The sequence below is a fragment of the Acidobacteriota bacterium genome (assembly GCA_034211275.1).
Taxonomy (GTDB): Bacteria; Acidobacteriota; Thermoanaerobaculia; order Multivoradales; family JAHZIX01; genus JAGQSE01.
Map to the genome: position 1 here is coordinate 1 of JAXHTF010000350.1, position 2,616 is coordinate 2,616.

Annotated in this window: 2 protein-coding genes; both read right to left on the minus strand. The window is 66.0% G+C overall.

The features are described 5' to 3' along the window. Positions 1 to 112: 112 nt before the first annotated feature. Entirely contained in the window at positions 113 to 916 is an 804-nt protein-coding gene (gene istB / locus SX243_25850; GenBank protein ID MDY7096409.1) for an IS21-like element helper ATPase IstB, read from the minus strand. Continuing rightward, positions 913 to 2,409: an IS21 family transposase gene (gene istA / locus SX243_25855; protein MDY7096410.1), complete on the minus strand. Its 1,497-nt coding sequence runs from the start codon at positions 2,407 to 2,409 to the stop codon at positions 913 to 915. The genes istB and istA overlap by 4 nt, the downstream gene beginning before the upstream one ends. Positions 2,410 to 2,616: the final 207 nt, after the last annotated feature.

The following is a 2,616-nucleotide window of genomic DNA, read 5'->3' on the forward strand; positions in this document are numbered from 1 at the left end:
GGAAGGTGGCCGAAGGCCAGCTTTCCATAGGCCGGCAGGCGCCCGACCGGGGAGAGGGGGGCCCGGGGGGAGAGGGGCCCGTTTTCCACAGGTAGCCTCGGGGTGACCATGGTCAGCTTCCCTCGGCGCTTCCGTCGTCGTCGGCCTGAGTCGTGATCTCGGCGTTGCGTTTCTTGGCGACCTCGGCCCGGTAGCTCGGTCCAGTCAGCTCGAGGATCACCGAGTGGTGGACGAGTCGCTCGATGGCGCAGGCGGTGGTCATCGGGTCCTTGAAGATCCGGTCCCACTGGGACAGGACGAGGTTCGAGGTGACCATCACGCTGCGACGCTCGTAGCGCTCGGCCAGGAAGGTGAAGAGCACCTCCATCTCGTCCCGGTCCTGCTGGATGTAGCCGATGTCGTCGAGGATCACGGCGTCGAACCGGTCCAGCCTCTTGAGCATCGTTTCGAGCTTGAGGTCGCGCTTGGCGACGAGCAGCTGCTGGACCAGACGGAAGGCCGGCACGAACAGCACACGGTAGCCGCGCCGGACCAGTTCGTGGCCGATGGCGCACAGCAGGTGGGTCTTGCCCCGTCCGGGCAGCCCGAAGGCCAGGACGTTGTCCGCTCGCTCCACGAACCCGCCCTCACACAGGGTCGGCAGCAACCGCCGCACCTTGGTGGGGAAGCGCGCCTTCTCGAGCGTGGCCAGGGTCTTCTCCAGGGGTAGGTCCGATGCCTTCAGCGTTCTCTCGACCCGCCGCCGGCGCCGGTCCTCCACCTCGGTCTCGGCAAGCTGATGCAGGTAGTGCCCGAAGCTCCAGCCCTGGCGCTCGCCGGTCACCGCCAGGTCCTCGTAGCGCTCCGCGAACGACGGCAGCCTGAGGGTGCGGAGCATCATTCGCAACGACTCGCTCATGGCCTGGGCGCCGCTCATCGTCCAGCCTCCGCGAGCTCGCCGAGAAGGCTGTCGTACATCTCGAGGTCAGGAGTCAGCGGCTCGACCTCGGGGATCTCCGGCTGCTCGCTGACAACCAGCGCCTTGACGCGATCGGCCAACGGCACGACCCGCTGCTCGAGGAGCAGGCTCAGTGCCGCCTCCACCTCGCACTCCATGGTCGAGGCGGCCAAGCGCAGCACCCTCACGTACTCGATGTCGGCCTTGCGAGTGCTCGCGAGCTTGTCCGCGAGCACGTCGTAGGACTGCCGAAACACCAGGGTCGGAAACAACGCCTCGCGGTACCGGTAGCGCTCAAACGCACCGGGCTTTCTGGCCAGTGACCAGATGATGTGCCGGTAGTCGACCTGGTGCTTGCCTTCGCCCAGGAGCCGCTCGACCGTGAGCTGGTGGACGCCTCCGTAGTACACCTCGAGACGGTTGTCGTACACCCGGACTCGCACCTTCTCGCCCTTCAGACGGGACGGAACCGAGTAGGTGTTGTTCTTGACCCGGATGGTGCTGCCCTGCTTGACCCGCACGTCCTCCTCGCGGTATTCCGGGAGCCGGTGGACGTCCAGCACTCGCATCACCGCGAGCTCCTCGGCGGTCCTCTCCGTCCGCAGCCGGTTGGCCTTCTCGGCGACCTCTTGGAGCCACAGCTCCCACTCCTCGACGCTGTCGAAGTCGCGACTGCCGCGCAGCAGCAGGTGCTGCTCCAGCCGACGCTTGAACGCCCTATGACTCGCCTCGACGTCGCCGTTCTGCTCCTTCTCGCCGATCGCCGTCGTCCGGGGCTTCATGCCCAGGTGCCGCATCAACGCGCGGTACTCGGGATTGAATCTGCGTTTGCCCTTCTCTTCCTCCTCCTCCGCCTCGACCTCCTTCTGAGACCTGCCCAGGCGATGGGTCGCAGCAGACGAGCTGTCCGTTTGGCTGTACTCCGGCACCCGTCCGAGACGGAACGCTGCCGACTGGATCCCTCGCCGCAGCGCGGCCATCGACTCAGACCACGCCACGGTGGCCCACTCCCAGTTGCTGTACGGCAGCACCGGGTGGCACAGAAGGTGCGGAAACGGCTCCCCGCTGATCGTGATCTCCAGCTTGTTCGCCGATGTGAAGTCGGTCTGCATCGCTTCGCCCGGACGATGCTCCTGCTCGAAGAACAGCTCCTTCGATGGACCAGACGTCGCCCGCCACTGCTTGACCCGGCGCTGCAGGGTGCGCAGCTGCCCTTCCTGGTACCTCCCCGGATGGCGCTCGCACAGATCTTCGAACAGCGCCTTCGCCTCAAGCTCCGGTGCTTTGGCCAGCCGCTCCTCAAGCCCCGGCCAGTCCTCGGCAAACGGGTCCTTCCGCGTCCGCCAGGTCCGCGGCTCGCTCAGCTCAGACGGCACCTTGCCCGCCCGCAGGTACTTCGACCCGGTGTTTCGATGCATCCCCGCTCGAAGCGATGCCAGTCCGACACCTCCGTGCTTCGCGTGCTCCTCCATGAGCCTCCTCACCTGTGCATCCGTGACTCTCAACCGCTACCCTCCCCTCCCTCTCGGTAACGGCTGAATAGTCAATCACATCCGCCCCCTCGCCATGCACAGGTGTAATTGTCGCCAATGCACACCAGTGATTGTCGCTGAGCAGCAAACGTGCCGCAAACGTGCCGTGCACCGTTTTGCGGCACCTTTACTGCAGAGGCCGACGCA

Coding starts and splice junctions, on each gene's coding strand:
- istB (MDY7096409.1), bottom strand. CDS start 916: ATGAGCGGCGCCCAGGCCATGAGCGAGTCGTTGCGAATGATGCTCCGC.
- istA (MDY7096410.1), bottom strand. CDS start 2,409: ATGGAGGAGCACGCGAAGCACGGAGGTGTCGGACTGGCATCGCTTCGA.